This is a genomic window from Azotobacter salinestris (assembly GCF_009363155.1).
GTDB classification, from domain to species: Bacteria; Pseudomonadota; Gammaproteobacteria; order Pseudomonadales; family Pseudomonadaceae; genus Azotobacter; species Azotobacter salinestris.
Genome location: NZ_CP045302.1, coordinates 1,480,165 through 1,500,297, shown reverse-complemented (window position 1 = coordinate 1,500,297; position 20,133 = coordinate 1,480,165). Strand labels below are relative to the sequence as shown.

Genomic DNA, 20,133 nt, shown 5'->3' with positions numbered 1-20,133 from the left:
CATGTACGGCACCATGCTTCGTCACCGGCAACCACGGCCGGGCCGCGCGCCGGTGCGCAAGCCGGCTCGTCGAGGGGCCAGCCGCATGGTGGTCAAGCCGCCAGTGACGGCTCGCCTGTCGACGCTGGGCATGAGCCTGCTGAAGAAGCTGGGCGGCCTGCTCTTGCTGGCGGCTCTCGGTGTGGGCAGCTATTTCCTGGCGCAGCGCCTGATGCCCTATGCGGATCAGCCGATCGCCGACGTCAGGCTCGAGGGGCATCTGAACTATGTAAGCAGCCAGGCAGTTCTCGATCGCATCGCGCCCTTCCGCCAGGCAACCTTCTTCAGTGTCGATCTGGTCGGTATCCGCGATGAGCTCGAGGGTATGTCGTGGATCGCCAAGGCCGAGGTGCGGCGCGTGTGGCCGGATCAACTGGTGGTCCGCCTGGAGGAGCAATTGCCGATAGCGCGCTGGGGCGATGAGGCGCTGCTGAACAATCAGGGCGAGGCCTTCGCACCGAGCGAAGTGTCCCACTATGAGCATCTGCCTCAGCTGGCCGGTCCCCAGCAGGCGCAGGAAAAGGTGATGCAGCAGTACCATGTGCTCAACCAGATGCTCAGGCCTCTGGGCTTTTCCATTGCTCGTCTGGAACTGCGCGAGCGCGGCAGCTGGTACGTCACCACCACCCAGGGCATCGAGCTGTTGCTCGGACGTGATCACCTGCTCGCCAAGATGCGCCGTTTCAACGCCATCTATGAGCGGGCCCTGAAAGAGCAGAACGCGAATATCGCGCGCATCGATCTGCGTTATGCCAACGGTCTGGCCGTGGCATGGCGCGAGCCGGTCGCGCCAACGGCGGTCGAACCCGCCGCTGTGCACTGAGTTGAGGAGCAGGCAGAAAATATGGCAAGCGCGCAGAGCGGCAAGATGATCGTCGGTCTCGACATCGGCACCTCCAAGGTAGTGGCCCTGGTGGGCGAGGTGACGGCTGATGGCCAATTGGAGATCGTCGGAATCGGCTCCCATCCTTCGCGGGGGTTGAAGAAGGGCGTGGTGGTGAATATCGAGTCCACCGTGCAGTCCATTCAGCGGGCGGTCGAGGAGGCCCAACTGATGGCCGGTTGCAAGATCCACTCGGCTTTCGTCGGCCTGGCCGGGAACCATATCCGTAGCCTGAACTCCCACGGGATTGTCGCCATCCGTGATCGCGAGGTCAGCCAGGCCGATCTCGAGCGCGTGCTGGATGCGGCCCAGGCGGTGGCGATTCCCTCGGATCAGCGGGTGCTGCATACCCTGCCGCAGGACTACGTGATCGACAATCAGGAGGGCGTGCGCGAGCCGCTGGGTATGTCCGGCGTGCGCCTGGAGGCCAAGGTGCATGTGGTGACCTGTGCGGTGAATGCGGCGCAGAACGTCGAGAAGTGCGTGCGCCGCTGCGATCTGGAGGTGGACGACATCATTCTCGAACAGCTGGCTTCGGCCCACGCGGTGCTCACCGATGACGAGAAGGAGCTGGGCGTATGCCTGGTCGACATCGGTGGCGGTACCACCGATATCGCGATCTTCACCGAGGGAGCGATCCGCCACACTGCAGTGATTCCGATCGCCGGCGATCAGGTTACCAACGACATCGCCATGGCGCTGCGTACGCCGACCCAGTATGCCGAGGAGATCAAGATCCGCTACGCCTGTGCACTGGCCAAGCTGGCCGGCGCTGGCGAAACCATCAATGTCCCAAGCGTCGGCGATCGGCCTTCGCGAGAGCTCTCCCGCCAAGCCCTGGCAGAAGTGGTCGAGCCTCGCTACGACGAGCTGTTCAGCCTGATCCATGCCGAGCTGCAGCGCAGTGGCTACGAGGACCTTATCCCTGCCGGCGTGGTTCTCACCGGGGGATCGGCGAAGATGGAGGGGGCCGTCGAGCTGGCCGAGGAGATCTTCCACATGCCGGTGCGCCTGGGTGTGCCGCACAGGGTCAGGGGAATGGATGATGTGATCAGCAATCCGATCTATTCGACCGGAGTGGGGCTGCTGCTCTACGGGCTGCAGAAGCAGGCCGATGGCGTATCCCTGTCCGGTTCCAGCGGTTATGGCGAAGAAACCAAGATACCTGCTCTGGAGCGACTCAAGCGCTGGTTCCAGGGCAACTTCTGACAACGGCGGTAGTAGGCAGTAAAAAGAAAAGGAAAGGAGAGGGAATATGTTCGAGCTCGTAGACAACGTTCCGCAAAGTGCGGTGATCAAGGTTATCGGGGTCGGTGGCGGCGGCGGTAATGCCGTGAACCACATGGCAGCTACCAGCATCGAGGGCGTCGAGTTCATCTGCGCCAATACCGATGCGCAGGCACTGAAGAACATTACCGCACGGACTGTACTGCAGCTGGGCTCGGGTGTGACGAAGGGGCTGGGGGCTGGTGCCAATCCCGAGGTCGGCCGCGAAGCCGCCATGGAGGACCGCGAGCGTATCGCCGAAGTACTTCAGGGCACCGACATGGTGTTCATCACCACCGGCATGGGTGGCGGCACCGGTACTGGCGCCGCACCGGTCATCGCCGAAGTGGCGAAAGGGCTGGGCATCCTGACGGTGGCCGTGGTGACCCGCCCGTTCCCGTTCGAAGGGCGCAAGCGCATGCAGGTTGCCGAGGAGGGTATCCGCCTGCTGGCCGAGCATGTGGATTCGCTGATCACCATCCCCAACGAGAAGCTGCTGACCATCCTCGGCAAGGATGCCAGCCTGCTGTCCGCCTTCGCCAAGGCCGACGACGTGCTGGCCGGTGCGGTGCGTGGCATTTCCGACATCATCAAGCGCCCTGGCATGATCAACGTCGACTTTGCCGACGTTAAGACCGTGATGAGCGAGATGGGCATGGCCATGATGGGGACCGGCTGTGCCAGCGGCCCGAACCGGGCCCGCGAAGCCACCGAGGCGGCGATCCGCAACCCGTTGTTGGAAGATGTCCATCTGCAGGGCGCTCGAGGCATTCTGGTGAACATCACTGCCGGTCCGGACCTGTCCCTGGGCGAATACTCCGATGTCGGCAACATCATCGAGCAGTTCGCGTCCGACCAAGCCATGGTGAAGGTGGGTACCGTGATCGATCCGGATATGCGCGATGAGCTGCATGTGACTGTGGTTGCCACTGGTCTGGGAGCGCGTACCGACAAGCCGATGAAGGTGGTGGACAACACCCTGCAGCCGGCAGGCAGCTCTGCCGCGTCCAGCGTGCCGCGTGGCGACCAGGCAGTGAACTACAAGGACTACGAGCGGCCCACCGTACAGCGCCAGAGCCATGCCGGCAGCGCTACGGCCGCCAAGATCAACCCGCAGGACGATCTGGACTATCTGGACATCCCGGCCTTCCTGCGACGTCAGGCTGATTGATTGAATTTATCAGGGGTATTGTATTGATTGGTGTCCAGCAAAGATCGGTTCTGCTATCATTTTTGCTGGTTATTGAAGAAGATTCGCAACTGCTAGCGGCCAAACCATGATCAAACAACGCACCCTGAAGAACATTATCCGTGCCACGGGAGTGGGCTTGCACTCGGGGGAGAAGGTTTATCTGACCCTGAAGCCAGCTCCTGTCGACACCGGGATCGTGTTCCGGCGTATCGATCTCGATCCGGTGGTGGAGATTCCCGCAAGGGCTGAAAATGTCGGTGAAACCACCATGTCCACTACGCTGGTCAAGGGTGATGTCAAGGTCGATACAGTGGAGCATCTGCTGTCAGCCATGGCCGGTCTGGGAATCGATAATGCCTACGTCGAACTCTCCGCATCCGAGGTGCCGATCATGGATGGCAGCGCCGGTCCCTTCGTCTTTCTGATTCAGTCTGCAGGTTTGCAGGAGCAGGAGGCTTGCAAGAGGTTCATTCGCATCAAGCGTGAGGTGGCGGTGGCGGAAGGTGACAAGCGTGCCGTCTTTCTGCCCTTCGATGGCTTCAAGGTGAGCTTCGAGATCGATTTCGACCACCCGGTGTTCCGCGGCCGCACACAGACTGCCAGCGTCGATTTCTCCAGTACCTCTTTCGTCAAGGAGGTCAGTCGCGCTCGGACCTTCGGCTTCATGCGTGACATCGAATTTTTGCGCTCGCACAATCTGGCGCTCGGCGGCAGTGTGGATAACGCCATCGTGGTCGACGAAAGCCGGGTGCTGAACGAAGATGGCCTGCGCTACGAGGACGAGTTCGTCAAGCACAAGATCCTCGATGCCATAGGCGACCTCTACCTGCTGGGCAACAGCCTGATCGGCGAGTTCCGCGGCTACAAATCGGGGCATGCCCTGAACAACCGCCTGCTGCGCACCTTGCTCGAGCAGGAGGATGCTTGGGAGGTGGTTACCTTCGAAGACTCTTCGACTGCTCCCATCTCCTACATGCGCCCTGTGGCTGCCGTCTGAGCAGGACGCTTCTCCCCCTTTTCCCTTTTCTGCTTCAAGGCCACCAGCGGGTGGCCTTCGTTTTTCTACTAGTCGGGCTGCACGTGCCGTGCCAGCCGCTCCAGGGCCGCGCGGAGCCTGGGGTCATCGATGCCTTCGGCAGCCGTCTGGATGCTTTCGGCAGCAGCTGTGGAGAGCTTGATCATGCGCTTGGATGAGGATCTGCTCTGCATGGGCGGCTGTACCTTGAAGAGAATCCTGCTCAGTCCCCGGAACGCCTCCAGGGTTAGCAGCTGGCGCTGCAGGCGGCGTTGCTGGTAGCGCAATCGAGTAGCCCACTGGCCATCGGTGACGACCAGCAGCAGGCAGCCTTCACGCCAGGAGGCTACATGGCAATGCCCACGTGCGGCAGGCTGCAGCTGGCTATCCAGCAGATGCTGCAACTGGTCCAGTTGTTGCGCCTGGCTGAGCAGCAACCTGAGTGGCCTGGACTCGCGCAGCAGCGCAGCAGGGGGGCGAGCCGGCAAGGGACGAAAGGTCATGGTGGTTGGCCGGAGAGTGGGGACGTCCATGGTAGCAGAACCCATACTTTCCCAGGTTCGGCCCAAGGCACCGGGTCCGGAGCAGCCCTGCGCCAAGCATGCGGCCTTTGGCACTTTTGGCGCCTGGCCGATCCGACCGCATGATGCCGCTTTTCTTGCCGGGCGGATTTGCGAGTAGAATGCCTTTTTCCCATCGCGGCCGTCTCCGGCTGCCGGGTCGGCCCCGTGCCCGCCCTCCATTCATATGTGAGGAAGAACCTGTCGATATGTTTGCGCCTTTGTTGAGAGTGCTCTTTGGAAGCAAGAACGATCGTGAAGTCAAGCGCATGCGTCGAACCGTGCGGGCGATCAATGCCCTCGAAGAGCAGGTGGTGGCGCTGACGGACGAGCAGTTACGCGCCAGGACCGAGGAGTTCAGAGGCCGTCTCGGCAAGGGGGAGACCCTCGACCAGTTGCTGCCGGAAGCCTTCGCCGTTGCCCGCGAGGCGGGCAAGCGGGTAATGGGCATGCGCCACTTCGACGTGCAACTGATCGGTGCTATGGTCCTGCACGAGGGCAAGATCGCCGAGATGCGTACCGGTGAGGGCAAGACCCTGGTGGCGACCCTGGCCGTCTACCTCAATGCTCTGGCCGGCAAGGGCGTGCACGTGGTGACGGTGAACGACTACCTGGCCCGCCGCGATGCCAATTGGATGCGCCCGCTGTACGAGTTCCTCGGCCTGTCCGTCGGCGTGGTCACCCCCTTCCAGCCGCCGGAGGAGAAGCGTGCCGCTTACGCTGCCGACATCACCTACGGTACCAACAACGAGTTCGGCTTCGACTACTTGCGCGATAACATGGCCTTCAGCCTGGAGGACAAGTTCCAGCGCGAGCTCAACTATGCGGTGATCGACGAGGTCGACTCCATCCTGATCGACGAGGCGCGCACGCCGTTGATCATTTCCGGCCAGGCCGAGGACAGCTCCCAGTTGTACCTGCAGATCAACGCCCTGATTCCGCAGCTGAAGCGCCACGTCGAGGAAGAGGAGGGCGTGGTCACCCAGGAGGGGCATTACACCGTCGACGAGAAGACCCGCCAGATCGAGCTGAACGAACAGGGGCACCAGTTCATCGAGGAGCTGCTGACCCGTGCCGGCCTGTTGCCCGAAGGCGACAACCTCTACTCCGCCCACAACCTGCAGCTGCTGACCCATATCTACGCAGCGCTGCGCGCGCATGTCCTGTTCCATCGTAACGTCGAATACATCGTGCAGGGCAACCAGGTGTTGCTGATCGACGAACATACTGGACGGACCATGCCCGGCCGCCGCCTCTCCGAAGGCCTGCACCAGGCGATCGAAGCCAAGGAAGGGCTGCCGATCCAGGCGGAGAGCCAGACTCTGGCCTCGACCACCTTCCAGAATTACTTCCGTCTCTACCACAAGCTGGCCGGCATGACCGGTACAGCCGATACCGAGGCCTTCGAGTTCCGCCAGATCTACGGTCTCGACGTGGTGGTGATCCCGACTCACCGGCCGATCGCGCGCAAGGACTTCAACGATCTGGTCTATCTGACCCAGGAGGAGAAGTACGCGGCGATCATCACCGATATCAAGGACTGCCAGGCCCAGGGGCGTCCGGCTCTGGTGGGTACTGCCTCGATCGAGAGTTCCGAATACGTCTCCCAGTTGCTCAAGAAGGAAGGCATCGCGCATCAGGTGCTCAACGCCAAGTACCATGAGAAGGAGGCCGAGATCATCGCCCAGGCAGGTCGGCCCGGTGCGGTGACCATCGCCACCAACATGGCGGGTCGGGGTACCGATATTCTTCTCGGGGGCAACTGGGAGGTCGAGATCGCCGCGCTCGAGAATCCCACCGAAGAGCAGATCGCACAGATCAAGGCCGACTGGCAGAAGCGCCACCAGCAGGTAATCGAGGCCGGTGGCCTGCACGTCATTGCCTCGGAGCGCCACGAATCCCGGCGTATCGACAACCAGCTGCGCGGCCGGGCAGGCCGTCAGGGCGACCCGGGCTCCAGCCGCTTCTACCTGTCCCTGGAAGACAACCTGATGCGCATCTTCGCCTCCGACCGGGTGAAGAACTTCATGAAGGCGCTCGGCATGCAGGCCGGCGAGGCCATCGAGCATCGCATGGTGACCAATGCCATCGAGAAAGCCCAGCGCAAGGTCGAGGGCCGCAACTTCGACATGCGCAAGCAACTGCTCGAATTCGACGATGTGGCCAACGAGCAGCGCAAGGTGATCTATCACATGCGCAACAGCCTCCTCGAGTCCGAGGATATCGGCGAAACCATCGCCGAATTCCGCCGGGAAGTGCTGAGCACGGCCATCGACCAGCATATCCCGCCGCAGTCGCTGCCCGAGCAATGGGACATCGCCGGCCTGGAGGCCACCCTGCAGAGCGATTTCGGCGTGCATCTGCCGTTGCAGCAATGGCTCGACGAGGATGACAGGCTGCACGAGGAGGCGCTGCGCGAGCGCATCCTCGAGGCGCTGCAGGCAGCCTATCGGGAGAAGGAGGAGGTTGCCGGCGCCGAGGCCCTGAGGACCTTCGAGAAACAGATCCTGCTGCGTGTGCTGGACGACCTGTGGAAGGACCACCTGTCGACCATGGATCATCTGCGCCACGGCATCCACCTGCGCGGCTACGCCCAGAAGAACCCCAAGCAGGAATACAAGCGCGAATCCTTCGAGCTGTTCCAGACCCTGCTCGAGTCGATCAAGCGCGATGCCATCCGCGTGCTCTCCCATGTACAGGTTCGCCGCGAGGATCCGGCCGAAGAGGAGGAGCGCCTGCGCCGCGAGGCCGAGGCCCTGGCCCGGCGCATGCAGTTCCAGCATGCTGCAGCCTCGGCCCTGGCGCCGCAGACGGAGGGGGATGACCTAGAGGTCGTCGAGGCGCCCCAGCCGGGTGTCGTCCCGGCACGTCCGGAGCAGAAGATCGGACGCAACGAGCCTTGTCCCTGCGGGTCCGGCAAGAAGTACAAGCACTGTCACGGGCAGCTCAACTAGAGTTGTCAGGCTGCGTTTCGGCGCAGCAGGTTCGGAATGCGCACGCACGCATTCGCAACGCCGCGACCGGGCAGACTGGCCGCGGCGTTTTTCCGCCCGTTTTCCGTACCCCCGGTACGCTCACTCAACAGAACCCATACGAAGGAGCCCTTCATGGCTGTCGGTCTTGGCCCTCTGCCCACCCTGCACCCGGTCCCCGGTTTCGAACTCGGCATCGCCTCCGCCGGCATCAAGCGCCCCGGGCGCAAGGATGTGGTGGTGATGCGCTGTGCCGAAGGCGCCACGGTCGCCGGGGTGTTCACCCTCAATGCTTTCTGCGCGGCTCCGGTGATCCTCGCCAAGCGGCGCGTGCAGGGCGCTGTACGCTACCTGCTGACCAATACCGGCAACGCCAATGCCGGCACCGGCGAGCCGGGTCTTCAGGCCGCCGCCCGTACCTGTGCCCGCCTGGCCGAGCTGGCCGGGGTCGATGAGGGCGCCGTGCTGCCGTTCTCCACGGGGGTGATTGGCGAGCCCCTGCCGGTGGAAAAGATCGAGGCTGCCCTGCCGGCCGCCCTGGCCGATCTCAAGGTCGACAACTGGGCGGTCGCTGCCGAAGGCATCATGACCACCGATACCCTGCCCAAGGGCGCCAGCCGGCAGTTCGTGCATGACGGAGTGACCGTCACCGTTACCGGCATTTCCAAGGGTGCCGGGATGATTCGGCCCAACATGGCCACCATGCTCGGCTACATCGCCACCGATGCCAAGGTGGCCCAGCCGCTGTTGCAGGATCTGCTGCGCGATGCGACGAACAAGTCCTTCAACCGCATCACCATCGACGGTGACACCTCCACCAACGACTGCTGCATGCTGGTCGCTACCGGTCAGGCGACGCTGCCGGAGATCCGCGCGGCCGAGGGCGAGCTGTTCGCCAGGCTGAAGCAGGCGTTGTTCGAGGTGAGCATGGAGCTGGCCCAGGCCATCGTCCGCGATGGCGAGGGGGCGACCAAGTTCGTCACCGTGCAGGTCAACGGCGGCGCCACCCATCAAGAGTGCCTGGACGTCGGCTATGCCGTCGCCCATTCGCCGCTGATCAAGACCGCACTGTTCGCCTCCGACCCAAACTGGGGGCGCATCCTCGCCGCCGTCGGCCGTGCCGGTGTGCCGCAGCTCGATGTGAGCCTGATCGACGTCTTTCTCGGCGATGTCTGCATCGCCAGGCAGGGCGGCCGTGCACCGACCTACACCGAGGAGCAGGGTGCTGCGGTGATGGCCAAAGCGGAAATCGGCATCCGCATCGAGCTGGGCCGGGGCGATTGCAGCGAAACCATCTGGACCACCGACCTGTCCCACGAATACGTGAAGATCAATGCCGAGTACCGGACCTGAGGGCCGCCTCGCACCACAGGCTGCGGGCTTTCGGCGGCACTCGCGCCACGAGCGGCCCGCAGCCGAGGAGACCGCCATGTCCCTGACCCTGATCATCGGCAACAAGAACTACTCCTCCTGGTCGATGCGCGCCGCCCTGGTGCTGGAGCTGATCGAGGAGCCCTATACGGAGGTACGGATTCCCCTCTATCAGCAGGCGAGCCGCGCCCGTCTGCTGAGCCATTCGCCTACCGGCAGGGTGCCGGTGCTGCTGACCGAGGAGGGACCGGTCTGGGACTCACTGGCGATTGCCGAGTACCTGGCCGAAACCTACAGCGAGAGCCATCTCTGGCCGCGCGGCGAATACGCGCGGGCAGTGGCGCGCTCGGTGTGCGCCGAGATGCACAGTGGCTTTGCCGCCCTACGCGGCCACCTGCCGATGGATCTCAGGCGCCGGCCCAGGCCGCTGGCATTGCCGCTGCCGGCTGCCGTGCAGGAGGATATCGGCCGCATCTGCGCACTCTGGGCCGATTGCCGGCAGCGCTTTGGTGCGGACGGCTCCTTCCTGTTCGGCCATGCCGGCATCGCCGATGCCTTCTATGCACCGGTTGCGGCGCGCCTGCGCAGCTATGCGGTATCCCTGCCGGAGCCGGCGTCGGCCTATGTGGAAACCATCTACCGATGGCCGGCCTTCCAGCGCTGGTATCAGGCGGCCCTGCAGGAAACGGAGGCGATCGAATGAAGCGTGTGCATGTCGCGGCAGCAGTGATCCGCGGTGTCGACGGCCGGGTACTGATCGCCAGGCGTCCAGAGGAAAAGCATCAAGGCGGCCTCTGGGAGTTTCCCGGCGGCAAGGTCGAGGCGGGCGAGACCGTCGAGGCCGCCCTGGTCCGTGAGCTGGAGGAGGAGCTGGGGATCCGCGTGACCGCCGCCAGGCCGCTGATCCAGGTACGCCACGACTACCCCGACCAGCAGGTGCTGCTGGATGTCTGGGAAGTCGGTGCCTTCGCCGGCGAGCCCCACGGTGCCGAAGGCCAGGCGCTGGCCTGGGTCGCTCCGCGGCAGCTGTCGGACTATCGGTTTCCGGCCGCCAACTATCCGATCGTCGCCGCTGCCCGACTGCCCGAGCGTTACCTGATCACGCCGGACAACCTTTCTCCGCAGACGCTGCTGCAGGGCCTGCGGACCGCCCTGGCCGGCGGCATTCGTCTGGTCCAGCTGCGGGCCCCCGGCATGTTCGATCCCCAATACCGCGATCTGGCGGTCGACGTGCAGGGACTCTGCGCCGGCCGGGCGCAACTGATGCTCAAGGGACCGCTGGAGTGGCTCGGCGATTTCCCGGCCGCCGGCTGGCATCTGACCGCCCGCCAACTGCGTGAGTACGCTGCCAGCGGCCGGCCCTTCCCGGCCGAGCGCTGGCTGGCGGCCTCCTGTCACGATGCCGAGGAGCTGGCTCTGGCCACGCAGATGGGGGTGGATTTCGTAACCCTGTCACCAGTCAGGCCTACCCGTACCCATCCGGAAGCCAGCCCGCTGGGCTGGGAGCAGGCGGCCGAGCTGCTGCAGGGCTTCGATCGCCCGGCCTTCCTGCTCGGTGGGCTCGACAGCCAGGATCTGGCGCGTGCCTGGCAAGCCGGCGCCCAAGGCATCGCCGGTATCCGCGGCCTCTGGCCGGAGTGATCAGGCCGGCGGATTGGCCGCCCGCCAGAGAACTTCTCCACGGCCCTGGCGGCGTGCGATCAGCCGTGCGGCGACGAACAGCAGATCGGAGAGCCGGTTGAGGTAGGCCAGCAGCTCCGGGCGCAGCGCCTCGATGGCCTGCAACTGCTGGCAGCGTCGCTCGGCGCTGCGAGCCTGGCTGCGGCAGACATGGGCCTGGGCGATCAGTCGCGAACCCCCTGGCAGGATGAAGTCCTGCAAAGGCCCGAGCTCGGCGTTCCAGCGGTCGATGGCCGCTTCCAGACGGTCGATTTCGTGCGTATCGAGAGCCTGGTAGGCGGGCATCGCCAGTTCGCCGCCAAGATCGAACAGGCGATGCTGGCACGGCCCCAGGACTTCGATCAGCTCGCCGAGAGCGGGCCGGCATGCCTGTTGCTCGTCCAGCTCGGCGAGCAGCAGGCCGAGCTGACTGTTCAGGCTGTCCACTTCGCCCATGGCTTCCACCCGGGGGTGGTCCTTGGGCACCCGGCGGCCATCGGCCAGGCTGGTTTCCCCGGCATCGCCGGTGCGCGTATAGATTTTCGAGAGTCGGTTGCCCATGTCTGCTTCTGTCTGGCGGGTCAGAGCTCGGCGCCTTCCTGCGTCTCGGCCAGAGGCAGGCGCAGGGTGAAACTGCTGCCCTGGCCGGGTCGCGACTGCACTTCCATCTGCCCCTTGTGATTGTTGGTAATGATGAAATAGGACACCGACAGGCCGAGACCGGTGCCCTGGCCGACTTCCTTGGTGGTGAAGAACGGCTCGAAGATGCGCTTGCGCACGTTTTCGGGGATACCGACGCCATTGTCCTCGACGACAATCTCCGCCCATGGAGGACTGAGGCGGGTGCGCAGAATGATGTGTCCGGGCGGTCCGCTCTGGCGCTGGTGGATGGACTGGGCGGCATTCTTCAGCAGGTTGAGCAGCACCTGCTCCAGTTCGTTGGCGATGATCAGTACCGGGCCAAGGTGCGGATCGAAATCGCACTGGATGCGGATGTTCCTGAAGTCGAAGCTCTCCGCCGGAGCGAAGTCGTTGCCGGCAATTTCCAGGGCCTGATCGATCAACGGCGGGAGCAGGGTCGGGGTCAGTTGTCGGTCGCTGCGCCGGCTGAAGCTGAGCATGTGGCTGACGATCTTCGCTGCGCGGGTTCCGGCCTGCTGGATACCGTCAAGCAATGGCGGCACCTCGCGCCGGCTCAGGTAGTCGTTCACCGCCGTCAGCGAGATGCCGCACTCCTGCGCCTGCTCGAGGTTCTTCGGCAGTTCCGGGGACAGGCGCCGGCGGATGTTCTGCACATTGTGCAGGATGGCTCCCAATGGATTGTTGATCTCGTGGGCCATGCCAGCGGCGAGACCGCCGACCGACAGCATCTTTTCCGACTGCACCATCAACTCCTCCATGGACAGGCGCTGGGTGATGTCGTCGATGCGGATCACCACACCGCGCCCGCCGCTCCCCATCAGCGGGTAGAAGGTCAGCGCATAGTGGCGGGGCTCGTCGTTGCGCGGCCAGGTAACGCGCTCGATCTTCTCTACCTGATGATGTTCGGCGGTGTGTCTGAGCTGATCGAGAAATGGCTGCAGCGGCGGAAAGGCGAGAAAGATCGGCTGGTTCAGGGCCTCGTGCAGGGGGGTACCGGAAAGGCTGCTGGCTTCCTGGTTCCACTGGGTGACGTAGAGCTGCTCGTCGAGGGCGATCAGGGCCGAGGGCATAGAGTCGATGATGCTGTTGAGGTAGTTCTGGAAACCGGTGAGTTTCTTCTCGATCTTGCTGCGCACCTGGACTTCCAGCTCCAGCTTGCGATTGAAGCGGCGGGTTTCCTCGGTCAGGCTCTGGGCCTGGGCGAAGGCGTTCTGCGCTTCGTCGCGGGCGCGCTTGAGCTGCTGCTCGCGGGCCTCGATGCGCGACAGCATGGTGTTGAAGGCGTCGGCCAGGCTGCCGATCTCGTCCGCGTTCCCGCGCTTGGCGCGCAGCGAATAGTTCTCTTCGAGGGTGACCCGGCGCGAGAGCTCTTCCAGCTTGCGGATCGGCCGGGTGATCAGTCGCCGGATCTGCCGGGCCACCAGCATCCACAGCAGGACGCTGAAGGCGAGAATCAGCAGGCTGGCGGTGAGGGTGCCGGTGTAGAAGGCTCCCGGCAGCTCGCTCGAGGCGACCAGCAGCAGATGGCCTGGGGGCTGTTCCGGCTGCGGCAGTTCGATCAGTTGGGTGACGCGGAACTCGAGCTGTCGCCAGGTCGGCACCTTGTCGACCTGTTTCGGCAGCTGCAGCGTCTCGCCCCGCTGCAACTGGGCGAGCAGGCGTCCGTCGCGGCCATACAGGGCAGCGCTGCGCAGGGGAGCATAGGACTCCAGGCGCAGCAGCACCTCCCGGGCCGACTCCGGCGAGGCGAGGGCCTGCTCGGCAAGCAGCGGGCTGGCGATCAACTGGCCGAGAGTGCCCAGTGCCTGGGGTGTCATGCTTTGCTGGGAGATCCAGTAGGCAGCACTGATGAAGGCCAGGTTGGCCAGCAGCAGCACGGCGGCGAGCAGGACCACCAGCGCCGCCAGGAGCTTGCGGCCGACCGGCAGATTTTCGAGACGCTGACGCAGACCCATGGGCATCACGCGGCTGAAGAACACAAGAGAGAGCAGGTTAGCGCGGGCTTCAGTCGACCGGCAATCCGCGTGCGGCCAGATGCAGTTGCAGCCGCTGCTGCAGCGCCTCCAGGCGGGGCAGGTGCAGCTTCCGGCGTGCGGCTTCGCGGCAGGCATGGCCAAGCAGGTAGGCGATCTCGGTACGCCGGCCGCAGGTCACATCCTGATGCATCGACGAATAGTTGGCCGCCGTGGCCTGGATCACCCGCTCGACCTCTTCCTGCAGACCCTCGGCGGCGGCCGGCTGATCGCATTGGTGCAGCAGCTCGGCCAGCTCGGCACAGAGCCCGGCGACTTCCCCGGCATGCGCCTGCAGGCCGCCATTGCGGCAATCATGGAGGGCGCTGAGCGGATTGATCGCACAGTTGAGGGCGAGCTTGCGCCACAGCCGGCTATGGATCGTCTCGCTCCAGGCGTGGGGGATGCCGGCCATGGACAGTTCGTCTAGCCAGGCCGGCGGCCGGCCCGCATCGCCTAGCCAGGTATGGCCCTGACCGGCGAACACCACCCGGAAGTCGCCCGCGCGGAAGGCCCCCTCGGTAGTCGAGGCGAGCACGCAGCGGCGTCCGGGCAGCCGGGTGGCCACTGCGTCCTGGCTGCCAAGGCCGTTCTGCAGCAGGATGAGTTCGGCGCCCGCTCCCAGACGGGGCGCCAGGCACTCGATCGCCGGCAGCGCGTCATAGGCCTTGCAGGCCAGCAGCAGGCGGCGGATGGGGCGATCGGCATCGAGAGGCTCGGCCGGAATCGGATGCAGCCGTTCCGTGCCGTTCTCCACCAGGTGCAGGCCGCCGGCGATCCGGTAGGCCGCCAGTCGCTGTGGGGTGCGCAGGATCAGCCGCACGGGCAGACCGGCGCGGGCCAGGCGAACGGCCCAGAGGCTGCCCAGGCTGCCGGCGCCGAGTACGTGCCAGGCCGTCTCGCCGGTGGCGGGCCGGGAAGCATCGAGTGGGGTAGGGGACATGGCGAGACTCGCGGGTGGGCTCTGTGGAGGGGGCAGTCCGGGCACCATGGCGCTCCGGCATGCGCCGTGATCGAGCCGTTATAATAAGTGGTCTTTTCAACCGTCAAGCCAGGCGCCCGCCGCGATGCCGGCCGCGCCCCCTACTGGAGGAATTCCATGCCCTCGTTCGACGTGGTGTCCGAACTGGACAAGCACGAAGTCACCAATGCCATCGACAATGCAATCAAGGAGCTGGACCGGCGCTACGATCTGCGCGGCAAGGGCAGCTTCGAGTTCAAGGAGAAGACGGTCACCCTGACCGCCGAGGCCGACTTCATGCTCGAGCAGATGATCGAGATCCTCAAGCTGGCCCTGATCAAGCGCAAGATCGACATCCAGTGCCTGGAATACAAGGATCCCTATGCCTCGGGCAAGGTAGTGAAGCAGGAGGTGGTCCTGCGCGAAGGCATCGACAAGGAGCTGGCGAAGAAGATCGTCGCGCTGATCAAGGACGCCAAGCTCAAGGTGCAGGCGGCGATCCAGGGGGAGCAGGTGCGTGTCACCGGCAAGAAGCGCGACGACCTGCAGGAGGCTATCGCCCTGCTGCGCACCCAGGAGCTGGGCATGCCGCTGCAGTTCAACAACTTCCGCGACTGACCCGCGCCGAGCCTTGGAGCGCAGTGTCCAGTATGCAATCGCCTTGGTCAGGCCGGGGCGATTGCATTGTGGATCGGGGCGCGAATCATGACCGTTCGGTCACCGCATCGCCGTCTTCCGAGGGCTCGGGGCCGAGAGGCTGCTGGCGCGACTGCCAGAGAATCAGCACGAGGGTCGGCACGCCGAGCAGGGCGGTGAACAGGAAGAACTCGCCGTAGCCGTGCTTTTCCACCAGCACGCCGGAATAGCCGCCGATCAGCCGCGGCAGCAGCAGCATGATCGAGCTGAGCAGGGCGTACTGGGTGGCGGAGAATTTCAGGCTGGTCAGGCTCGACAGGTAGGCGACGAAGGCCGAGGTCGCCAGGCCGGAGCTGAAGTTGTCGCAGGAGATGGTCACTACCAGCATCTCCAGGTTGGCGCCCATGCCGGTGAGCATCAGGAACAGCAGGTTGGTGGCGGCGGAAGCCGCGCCGCCGATGAAGAGGATCGGCAGGATGCCGAAGCGGACGATCAGCAGGCCGCCGAAGCCGGCGCCGAGCAGGGTCATGATCAGGCCGAACAGCTTGCTGACGCTGGCGATCTGCTCCTTGGTGAAGCCCTGGTCGATGTAGAATACGTTGGCCATCACGCCGAGTACCGTATCCGACAGGCGATAGGTGGCTATCAGACCGAGCAGCAGCAGGGCCTGCCAGCGATAGCGCTGGATGAAGTCGCTGATCGGGGTCAGCACCGGCGCCAGGCTGCGCCGGCCCATGGCCGACAGGCACAGAGTCGAGAGGATGAGGTAGAGCAGAAAGCGCAGGAAGGCGCGATCCTCGCCGATCAGTTCGAACACGCCCATGCGTCCCTGCAGCACCAGCAGGATGTCGCTGCTGTAGAGCTGGGTGAAGGTCGCCGGCACCGAGACCATGAGCACGATCAACACCAGGATCGACAGCATCTGGTGGTTGAAACTGAAGCGCGCCGCCTCCTGCTGGGTCTGCACGGGGACTGCAGGTTCGCGCATCAGCAGGGTGGTGATCAGGCCGGGCAGCATCAGCAGGGCGAACACCAGGTAGGTGGAGCCCCAGGCGGAGGCCTTGTAGAACCCGCTGGTGGAGCCGAACCAGTCGGCGAAGTACAGGGCTCCGGCGGTGGCCAGCAGGGCGGATACCCGGTAGCCGGCCATGTAGCTGGCAGCCAGGGCGGCCTGGCGGGTGCCCTCGGCAATCTCCAGGCGATAGGCGTCCACTGCGATATCCTGGGTGGCCGAGGCGAAGGCGACCATTACCGCCAGGGCGATCAGCCAGGGCAGGGCGCGCTGTGGATCGCAAAGCGCCATGCCGGCCAGCCCCAGGGCGACCAGTATCTGCGACAGCAACAGCCAGGAGCGTCGCCGGCCGAGGCGGCCGAGCAGCGGCAGCCGCCACTGGTCGAGCAGGGGGGCCCAGATCCACTTGAAGGCATAGGCCAGGCCGATCAGGCTGGCATACCCGATGGTCTCGCGGGCGACCCCGGCTTCGCGCAGCCACACCGACAGGGTGGAGAACACCAACATGTAGGGCAGGCCAGCGGCAAAACCGAGCAGCAGCAGGGCCAAGGTGGCAGGGCTGGCATAGGCAGCGAGGGCGTCGCGCCAGGATTTATGGGACATGGGACTTCGTGGTGGCGGGCAAAGGGCGCACTCTAACCGCAGCATCATTCGGATGCCAGACGTGCCGGCGAATATCCACGCGATTGCCGTGTATGACCAGTCCTTCCGCGTGCAGGCGGGCGCGCTGCTCGTCGCCGGCGGGGGTGCCCGGGGCAAGGCTGAGCCGGCCGTCGGCGGCAACTACGCGGTGCCAGGGCAGGCGTGTATCTGCCGGCAACTGCGCCAGGACACGACCGACCCAGCGGGCTGCCCGGCCGAGTCCGGCCAGCTCGGCGAGGTATCCATAGCTGACCACCCGGCCGGGGGGCACCTGCGCCAGCGTCTGGTAAACAGCCTGTCGGCGTCTGGCGGCATGCTCCGCTGCGGGCTCGCGGAACTGAGCGTGGATGTCTGCAGAGTGCATCGGGAAATTGGCTCCAGGCTCTCGCCCGGAGCCGGTTAGCTTACAGTCGCAGGCCGCCATCCAGTTCGAGGACGCGCCCGGTGAAATAGTCGTTCTCGAAGATGAAGGCGGCAGCATGGGCGATTTCCGCGGGCTTGCCCATGCGCTTGAGTGGAATGCCGGCGGTCATCTTTTCCAACGCCTCGGGCCGCATGCTGGCAGTCATCTCGGTCTCGATGAATCCCGGGGCGATGGCCGCCACGCGGATGCCGTGGCGTGCCAGCTCCCTGGCCCAGACCACGGTATCAGCCGCCACCCCGGCCTTGGCCGCGGAGTAGTTGGCCTGGCCCATGTTGCCGGCGCGGGAAATGGAGGAAATGTTGATGATGGCGCCGTGGTTGCCCAGTTCGATCATCTTCGCCGCCACTTCCCGCGTGCAGAGGAATACCCCGGTCAGGTTGACATCGATCACCGCCTGCCACTGGGCCAGGCTCAGGGTGCTCAGCTCGCCGTCCTTGAGCTTGACAGTGAGGCCGTCGCGCAGGATGCCGGCATTGTTCACCAGGCCGTTGATCGCTCCGAAGTCCTTCGCCACCTGGGCGACCATCTGCATGACCTCTTCTTCCTTGACCACATTACACAGGTAGGCGCGCGCCTCGCCACCGGCCGCCCGGCAGGCCGTGACGGTGTCGTCGAGCTTTTCCGCGTTGAGATCGACCAGCGCGAGCCTTGCGCCCCTGGCTGCCAGATATTCGGCCATGGACCGCCCCAGCCCCTGACAACCTCCGGTGATGATGATGACCTTATCGTTCAGTTGCATCTGCTATCCCTCGCTGGGATGGATTCACTGTTGCCTCACCGGTGCCGTTACTCGCTATGCTGGGCACTTGTCCGTTGCGACGGATCTTCGACGAGGAGCCATAAGGTGAGCGTGAAGGTGAAGGACCTAAAGGATGCCCGACAATTATTACTCAAAGAGTACCGCGGAGCGCTAGCGACCCTGTCCCAGAGCCTCCCTGGCTTCCCTTTCGGATCGGCGGTGCCTTATTGCCTGGATGCGGCGGGCCGTCCGCTGCTGCTGATCAGCCGGATCGCCCAGCACACCCGCAACCTGCACGCCGACCGCAGGTGCTCGCTGCTGGTCGGCGAGCGTGGAGCGCTCGATGTGCAAGCCGCCGGGCGCCTGACGCTCATGGCCGAGGCCTGGCCGTTGCAGGACGAGGCCCTGATCGAGGAGGCCGCTGCACGCTATTACCGCTATTTTCCGGCTTCCCGGGACTATCATCGCGCCCACGACTTCGATTTCTGGGTACTGGAGCCGGTGCGCTGGCGCTTCATCGGCGGTTTCGGCTCGATTCACTGGCTGGAGGGCGTGGAACTGGCCAACCCCTTCGCCGGAGAGGTTGAAGCCGGTATGATCGGGCACATGAACCACGACCATGTCGAGGCCATCGCCCATTATGTCGAACTGGCCGGTCTGCCGGCCGACGAGCCGGCGGAAATGGTCGGTATCGACAGCGAAGGCTTTCATCTGCGCATCGGTCAGGCACTGTACTGGCTGTCCTTTCCAGCATCCTGTAACACTCCCGCCATGGTGCGCCAGGCCCTGGTGCGACTGGCCCAAGCCAAGGTCTGGCCGACCATCGGGGAGGGGCAGGCTTGAATTGGCGGCAGAAAGGGCCCATTTAGTTAGGTAACCGGAAGAGTTCTTCCGCCCGGGAAAATCATTGATGCGTGCTTTTCTACTGCTGTTTCTGCTGTTCCCCCTGCTCGAGCTGGCCGTGATGATCAAGGTCGGCTCCGCGATTGGTGTCCTGCCGACGCTGCTGCTGATCGTCCTTGGCGTTCTGGTGGGGGGGATGGTCCTGCGCCTTGCCGGTGTGGCGACCGCCTGGCGTGCCCGCGAGCGGTTGGCGCGTGGTGAGTTGCCGGAGCAGGAAATGCTCGACGGGCTGCTGATCGCCATCGGTGGCGGTCTGCTGCTGCTGCCCGGCTTCATCAGCGACCTGCTGGCCGTACCTTGCCTGCTGCCCTTCACGCGGCATTTTCTGCTGAACCGGCTGCGTCGGCGTACCGAGGAGCAGGCCTTGCGCCGGCGCGCCTTCTTCGACGATCTGTCCGCCCGGTCCGGGCAATCCCGCCCGGAGGCCTCCCGTCCCAATGTCATCGAGGGCGAATACGAGCGACGTGACGATTGAGTCGTGCGCCCGCTCCTTGCTCCTCGTCACACCCCGGGATTCGCTCTGGTCGCTGCAAAGATGATCATCCTGCCGCTCGGCCACAAGCCGGCAAGCTTCCTGTCCTGCGCTCCCGCTTGTTCTCGCCGGCTGCTGAAATCCATCTGGCCGTAGCGTCGGCCCGGGGGAAGTGCCATGCGGTTTGACTGTTCGCGGCCGGCGTCACCATGGCCCGCAACCGGACCGGCGGTTGGAAAATTTTTTTATACCGCCCTTGAAATGCTTTTGAGTGCCCACATCTAGCGGACACCGCAAGGTTCCTGTCGGACGGCAGGCTATCTTCTGCGGTCCCGCACCGCGGGCCGCAACCGGCAGTGCCGGCTTTTACTAACGGGCCGATGAAGGCATCGGTTGCTGAAACAATAGAAAAAACTAGGAGAGATCGACAATGAAGCTTCGTCCTCTGCATGACCGCGTCGTAATTCGTCGTAGCGAAGAAGAAACCAAGACTGCTGGCGGCATCGTGCTGCCAGGCTCCGCTGCCGAAAAGCCGAACCGTGGCGAAGTCGTCGCTGTCGGCATTGGTCGCGTGCTGGACAACGGCGAAGTCCGTCCGCTGGCCGTGAAGGTCGGCGACAAGGTGGTGTTCGGCCCCTATTCCGGCAGCAACACCATCAAGGTCGATGGTGAAGATCTGCTGGTGATGGGCGAGAGCGAAATCCTTGCCGTCATCGAAGCCTGATTCCCGCGA

19 protein-coding genes are annotated in these 20,133 nt (G+C 64.5%); 12 read left to right on the top strand and 7 right to left on the bottom strand.

Features of this window, described 5'->3' with window-relative positions; all coding sequences use genetic code 11:
• Nucleotide 1 precedes the first annotated feature (1 nt).
• From GCU53_RS07055 to lpxC, 4 genes are all read left to right on the top strand, one after another.
• A complete protein-coding gene (locus GCU53_RS07055) occupies nucleotides 2–862 on the top strand; it encodes a cell division protein FtsQ/DivIB (RefSeq protein WP_152386984.1) in 861 nt (286 codons plus the stop codon).
• Nucleotides 863–883: 21 nt separating this feature from the next.
• Nucleotides 884–2,131, top strand: coding sequence for a cell division protein FtsA (ftsA, locus tag GCU53_RS07050; RefSeq protein WP_152386983.1), 1,248 nt, complete (start codon nucleotides 884–886; stop codon nucleotides 2,129–2,131).
• Between the two features lie 46 nt (nucleotides 2,132–2,177).
• Nucleotides 2,178–3,359, top strand: a complete 1,182-nt coding sequence (gene ftsZ / locus GCU53_RS07045) for a cell division protein FtsZ (protein WP_152386982.1) — start codon at nucleotides 2,178–2,180, stop codon at nucleotides 3,357–3,359.
• 106 nt (nucleotides 3,360–3,465) lie between these two features.
• Nucleotides 3,466–4,377, top strand: a complete 912-nt coding sequence (lpxC, locus tag GCU53_RS07040) for a UDP-3-O-acyl-N-acetylglucosamine deacetylase (RefSeq protein ID WP_152386981.1) — start codon at nucleotides 3,466–3,468, stop codon at nucleotides 4,375–4,377.
• 68 nt (nucleotides 4,378–4,445) lie between these two features.
• Here lpxC and GCU53_RS07035 read toward each other — a convergent pair whose 3' ends face one another.
• Entirely contained in the window at nucleotides 4,446–4,898 is a 453-nt protein-coding gene (locus GCU53_RS07035) for a DciA family protein (protein ID WP_152386980.1), read from the bottom strand.
• A 266-nt stretch (nucleotides 4,899–5,164) separates the two neighbouring features.
• Here GCU53_RS07035 and secA point away from each other — a divergent pair, with 266 nt between their 5' ends.
• The 4 genes from secA to GCU53_RS07010 all read left to right on the top strand — a co-directional run bounded on the left by secA (nucleotide 5,165) and on the right by GCU53_RS07010 (nucleotide 10,939).
• Nucleotides 5,165–7,909 (top strand): preprotein translocase subunit SecA, encoded by a 2,745-nt coding sequence (gene secA / locus GCU53_RS07025; RefSeq protein WP_152386979.1) that lies wholly within the window; start codon nucleotides 5,165–5,167, stop codon nucleotides 7,907–7,909.
• Between the two features lie 153 nt (nucleotides 7,910–8,062).
• The gene (argJ, locus tag GCU53_RS07020) at nucleotides 8,063–9,280 is read left to right on the top strand and encodes a bifunctional glutamate N-acetyltransferase/amino-acid acetyltransferase ArgJ (RefSeq protein WP_152386978.1); all 1,218 of its coding nucleotides are present in this window, start codon (nucleotides 8,063–8,065) and stop codon (nucleotides 9,278–9,280) included.
• 76 nt (nucleotides 9,281–9,356) lie between these two features.
• Nucleotides 9,357–10,001: a glutathione S-transferase family protein gene (locus tag GCU53_RS07015; protein ID WP_152386977.1), complete on the top strand. Its 645-nt coding sequence runs from the start codon at nucleotides 9,357–9,359 to the stop codon at nucleotides 9,999–10,001.
• Nucleotides 9,998–10,939, top strand: coding sequence for a Nudix family hydrolase (locus tag GCU53_RS07010; protein WP_152386976.1), 942 nt, complete (start codon nucleotides 9,998–10,000; stop codon nucleotides 10,937–10,939). Before GCU53_RS07015 ends, GCU53_RS07010 begins: the two co-directional genes overlap by 4 nt.
• Here GCU53_RS07010 and GCU53_RS07005 read toward each other — a convergent pair whose 3' ends face one another.
• The 3 genes from GCU53_RS07005 to GCU53_RS06995 are packed head-to-tail and all read right to left on the bottom strand — an operon-like array spanning nucleotide 10,940 to nucleotide 14,554.
• Nucleotides 10,940–11,518: a cob(I)yrinic acid a,c-diamide adenosyltransferase gene (locus GCU53_RS07005; RefSeq protein ID WP_152386975.1), complete on the bottom strand. Its 579-nt coding sequence runs from the start codon at nucleotides 11,516–11,518 to the stop codon at nucleotides 10,940–10,942. It abuts the gene before it with no gap.
• A gap of 20 nt (nucleotides 11,519–11,538) precedes the next feature.
• Nucleotides 11,539–13,554, bottom strand: a complete 2,016-nt coding sequence (locus GCU53_RS07000) for an ATP-binding protein (RefSeq protein ID WP_152386974.1) — start codon at nucleotides 13,552–13,554, stop codon at nucleotides 11,539–11,541.
• A gap of 49 nt (nucleotides 13,555–13,603) precedes the next feature.
• A complete protein-coding gene (locus tag GCU53_RS06995; RefSeq protein ID WP_152386973.1) occupies nucleotides 13,604–14,554 on the bottom strand; it encodes a putative 2-dehydropantoate 2-reductase in 951 nt (316 codons plus the stop codon).
• Between the two features lie 156 nt (nucleotides 14,555–14,710).
• Between GCU53_RS06995 and GCU53_RS06990 the strand changes: the two genes are divergently transcribed.
• The gene (locus GCU53_RS06990) at nucleotides 14,711–15,190 is read left to right on the top strand and encodes a YajQ family cyclic di-GMP-binding protein (RefSeq protein WP_152386972.1); all 480 of its coding nucleotides are present in this window, start codon (nucleotides 14,711–14,713) and stop codon (nucleotides 15,188–15,190) included.
• Between the two features lie 85 nt (nucleotides 15,191–15,275).
• Here the strand turns inward: GCU53_RS06990 and GCU53_RS06985 are convergent, their stop codons facing one another.
• Genes GCU53_RS06985 through GCU53_RS06975 form a run of 3 tightly spaced genes read right to left on the bottom strand, consistent with a single transcriptional unit; the run spans nucleotide 15,276 to nucleotide 18,025 of the window.
• Nucleotides 15,276–16,823 (bottom strand): AmpG family muropeptide MFS transporter, encoded by a 1,548-nt coding sequence (locus GCU53_RS06985; RefSeq protein WP_152386971.1) that lies wholly within the window; start codon nucleotides 16,821–16,823, stop codon nucleotides 15,276–15,278.
• A complete protein-coding gene (locus GCU53_RS06980; protein ID WP_152386970.1) occupies nucleotides 16,813–17,226 on the bottom strand; it encodes an MGMT family protein in 414 nt (137 codons plus the stop codon). The genes GCU53_RS06985 and GCU53_RS06980 overlap by 11 nt, the downstream gene beginning before the upstream one ends.
• 40 nt (nucleotides 17,227–17,266) lie before the next feature.
• Entirely contained in the window at nucleotides 17,267–18,025 is a 759-nt protein-coding gene (locus GCU53_RS06975; RefSeq protein WP_152386969.1) for an SDR family oxidoreductase, read from the bottom strand.
• A gap of 111 nt (nucleotides 18,026–18,136) precedes the next feature.
• Between GCU53_RS06975 and GCU53_RS06970 the strand changes: the two genes are divergently transcribed.
• The 3 genes from GCU53_RS06970 to GCU53_RS06960 all read left to right on the top strand — a co-directional run bounded on the left by GCU53_RS06970 (nucleotide 18,137) and on the right by GCU53_RS06960 (nucleotide 20,124).
• Nucleotides 18,137–18,868 (top strand): HugZ family pyridoxamine 5'-phosphate oxidase, encoded by a 732-nt coding sequence (locus GCU53_RS06970; protein ID WP_244307140.1) that lies wholly within the window; start codon nucleotides 18,137–18,139, stop codon nucleotides 18,866–18,868.
• Between the two features lie 67 nt (nucleotides 18,869–18,935).
• Nucleotides 18,936–19,403, top strand: coding sequence for an FxsA family protein (locus GCU53_RS06965; RefSeq protein WP_152386967.1), 468 nt, complete (start codon nucleotides 18,936–18,938; stop codon nucleotides 19,401–19,403).
• Nucleotides 19,404–19,830: 427 nt separating this feature from the next.
• The gene (locus tag GCU53_RS06960) at nucleotides 19,831–20,124 is read left to right on the top strand and encodes a co-chaperone GroES (RefSeq protein ID WP_152386966.1); all 294 of its coding nucleotides are present in this window, start codon (nucleotides 19,831–19,833) and stop codon (nucleotides 20,122–20,124) included.
• Nucleotides 20,125–20,133: the final 9 nt, after the last annotated feature.

Coding starts and splice junctions, on each gene's coding strand:
- GCU53_RS07055 (WP_152386984.1), top strand. CDS start 2: ATGTACGGCACCATGCTTCGTCACCGGCAACCACGGCCGGGCCGCGCG.
- ftsA (WP_152386983.1), top strand. CDS start 884: ATGGCAAGCGCGCAGAGCGGCAAGATGATCGTCGGTCTCGACATCGGC.
- ftsZ (WP_152386982.1), top strand. CDS start 2,178: ATGTTCGAGCTCGTAGACAACGTTCCGCAAAGTGCGGTGATCAAGGTT.
- lpxC (WP_152386981.1), top strand. CDS start 3,466: ATGATCAAACAACGCACCCTGAAGAACATTATCCGTGCCACGGGAGTG.
- GCU53_RS07035 (WP_152386980.1), bottom strand. CDS start 4,898: ATGACCTTTCGTCCCTTGCCGGCTCGCCCCCCTGCTGCGCTGCTGCGC.
- secA (WP_152386979.1), top strand. CDS start 5,165: ATGTTTGCGCCTTTGTTGAGAGTGCTCTTTGGAAGCAAGAACGATCGT.
- argJ (WP_152386978.1), top strand. CDS start 8,063: ATGGCTGTCGGTCTTGGCCCTCTGCCCACCCTGCACCCGGTCCCCGGT.
- GCU53_RS07015 (WP_152386977.1), top strand. CDS start 9,357: ATGTCCCTGACCCTGATCATCGGCAACAAGAACTACTCCTCCTGGTCG.
- GCU53_RS07010 (WP_152386976.1), top strand. CDS start 9,998: ATGAAGCGTGTGCATGTCGCGGCAGCAGTGATCCGCGGTGTCGACGGC.
- GCU53_RS07005 (WP_152386975.1), bottom strand. CDS start 11,518: ATGGGCAACCGACTCTCGAAAATCTATACGCGCACCGGCGATGCCGGG.
- GCU53_RS07000 (WP_152386974.1), bottom strand. CDS start 13,554: ATGGGTCTGCGTCAGCGTCTCGAAAATCTGCCGGTCGGCCGCAAGCTC.
- GCU53_RS06995 (WP_152386973.1), bottom strand. CDS start 14,554: ATGTCCCCTACCCCACTCGATGCTTCCCGGCCCGCCACCGGCGAGACG.
- GCU53_RS06990 (WP_152386972.1), top strand. CDS start 14,711: ATGCCCTCGTTCGACGTGGTGTCCGAACTGGACAAGCACGAAGTCACC.
- GCU53_RS06985 (WP_152386971.1), bottom strand. CDS start 16,823: ATGTCCCATAAATCCTGGCGCGACGCCCTCGCTGCCTATGCCAGCCCT.
- GCU53_RS06980 (WP_152386970.1), bottom strand. CDS start 17,226: ATGCACTCTGCAGACATCCACGCTCAGTTCCGCGAGCCCGCAGCGGAG.
- GCU53_RS06975 (WP_152386969.1), bottom strand. CDS start 18,025: ATGCAACTGAACGATAAGGTCATCATCATCACCGGAGGTTGTCAGGGG.
- GCU53_RS06965 (WP_152386967.1), top strand. CDS start 18,936: ATGCGTGCTTTTCTACTGCTGTTTCTGCTGTTCCCCCTGCTCGAGCTG.
- GCU53_RS06960 (WP_152386966.1), top strand. CDS start 19,831: ATGAAGCTTCGTCCTCTGCATGACCGCGTCGTAATTCGTCGTAGCGAA.